The organism is Variovorax sp. P1_H12_2, assembly GCF_056405335.1.
In genome coordinates this window covers 1-1,711 of record NZ_JBFUCI010000694.1, presented here as the reverse complement: position 1 = coordinate 1,711, position 1,711 = coordinate 1, and the positions used below count along the sequence as shown (strand labels likewise).

Sequence of the window (1,711 nt, the reverse complement as noted above, 5' to 3'; positions counted from 1 at the left end):
GTCCCAGCGCACCGCGCCGCGCCGATGGTGGGCGCGCACGCTGGAGATCGAAGTGAAGATGATGGTCGCCATCGAGGTCGCGATCGCCATCTTGACCGCGAGGTCGGCGGCGACGCCGCGCTGGCCGAGGATGATCGTGATGAACGGCACCATCAGCATGCCGCCGCCGATGCCGAGCAGGCCGGCGAGGAATCCGGTGCCAATGCCGAGCAGGGCGAGTTCGGCGATCAGCAGGGGTTCGATGGTCATTCGCAAGGATCCAGAAAAAAGCCACGGCGCCGATCGCGGGGCCGTGGCTGTCAGTGAGAGGTGTCTGCGAGTGTGAGCCGAACCCGCATCCTGAACCAGGGTTCAGGTGGGCGAGGTCAGCAAGGCTTCGGGTTCATCTGACGCGAGATGATCACACCTGCCAAGCGATATTCCAAGCCCTGCTCCGGAGAGCATTGGTACAAGGAAATATAGAGCCCAGCCTCGCACCGCAGACGATGCGTATTTTACGCCCTGCAGCCGCGGGCGCGCCGGATCTTCAGAGGAGATGTCCGTCGCCGGCCAGGGCCTGGTCCAGGCGCTGGATCAATTGCACGGCGCGGACCTCGTCTTCGGTGGCGTCCGCCGCGGGCGCGGGCGCAGGTACAGGTGCAGGCACCTGGGCCGGCGCCGGCGCCGCTTCGCGCTGCACCAGGTCGAAGGCCAGGTTGAGCGAGGCCAGCACCGCGATGCGGTCGCGGGCCTTGACCTTGCCGGCATCGCGGATCTTGCACATCGCACCGTCGACGCGTTCGACCGCGTCGCGCAATTGCGCCTCGCCGCCTTCGGGGCAGCCGAGCAGGTAGCTCTGGCCCATGATCTGGACTTCGATTTGTTTCATCAGGAAGAGCTGGCGTCTTGGGTGGGATCGACCGGGAGCTGATCGAGCAGGGCGTCGAGGCGCGTGCGGGCCGCGGCGAGCCGCGACTTGAGCGTGTCGCGTTCGCGCGTGAGCGCGTCGACCTGGTCCTGCAGCAACGCATTGGTGCGCTGTACTTCTTCGTGGCGCACGAGCAGGCGCTCGACGCGCTCGGCGATCTGGTCAATACGGCTCGATGCTGGCATGGAGGGCGATTGTAGGTTCCGCCGCCGGCGCGTTCGCGCCCGGTTGTTCCGGGCACATGCCGACAAACCCTACAATTCCGCTCGTTGGTGCTCGCGCCGCGGTTCACGCGTCGCAGTTCAACGGGAAGCAGGAGTCGAAGCCCCCCGGGGCCGAACCAACCTGCGCTGCCCCCGCAACGGTCAAGCAGTCGGCGCACTCGGGCGCCGCCCTCGTCAATCAGCCACTGGGTGCCCTGAAACAGGTGCACGGGAAGGCGACGAGGGTTGCACTGCCAGCCCGGATACCGGCCAACGAGGCGGCTGCCGCATGCGCGATGCATGCAGGCGGCCATGACGTCCAAGCGCTGGCGGGGAAGCCGGCGAAGGACTTTGACCTTTTGTCGCCCCCATGAAATCCTGCGTTCTTTCCACGCCCGCCTCCCGGTGCGCCTTGCCGCGGCTGCGGCCCCGCGCCCATGCCGTTTCGTCGGCCGTCGCGGCCTTGATTGCCGGTGCTGTCGGCGTCCCCACGCTGGCGTCGGCCCAGGAGGCGGCGCCAGCGCTGCCCGAGATGGTGGTCACCGCGACGCGGGTGCCGACCCGCGCCGACGAACTGGTGTCGGACACCGTGGTCATCGAC

4 protein-coding genes and 1 riboswitch are annotated in these 1,711 nt (G+C 67.7%); of the genes, 1 reads left to right on the top strand and 3 read right to left on the bottom strand.

Annotated elements, in window-relative coordinates:
- The 3 genes from AC1D2K_RS34290 to AC1D2K_RS34280 all read right to left on the bottom strand — a co-directional run.
- Window positions 1-249, bottom strand: a 249-nt coding sequence (locus AC1D2K_RS34290; RefSeq protein WP_478094842.1) for a TSUP family transporter, incomplete at its 3' end; no start/stop codon positions are given.
- A 277-nt stretch (window positions 250-526) separates the two neighbouring features.
- Entirely contained in the window at window positions 527-868 is a 342-nt protein-coding gene (locus AC1D2K_RS34285; protein WP_478094840.1) for a cell division protein ZapA, read from the bottom strand.
- Window positions 868-1,092, bottom strand: coding sequence for a DUF904 domain-containing protein (locus AC1D2K_RS34280; RefSeq protein ID WP_478094838.1), 225 nt, complete (start codon window positions 1,090-1,092; stop codon window positions 868-870). The genes AC1D2K_RS34285 and AC1D2K_RS34280 overlap by 1 nt, the downstream gene beginning before the upstream one ends.
- 69 nt (window positions 1,093-1,161) lie before the next feature.
- Window positions 1,162-1,399, top strand: a riboswitch (cobalamin riboswitch).
- A gap of 81 nt (window positions 1,400-1,480) precedes the next feature.
- Between AC1D2K_RS34280 and AC1D2K_RS34275 the strand changes: the two genes are divergently transcribed.
- Window positions 1,481-1,711, top strand: a 231-nt coding sequence (locus AC1D2K_RS34275) for a hypothetical protein (protein WP_478094836.1), incomplete at its 3' end; no start/stop codon positions are given.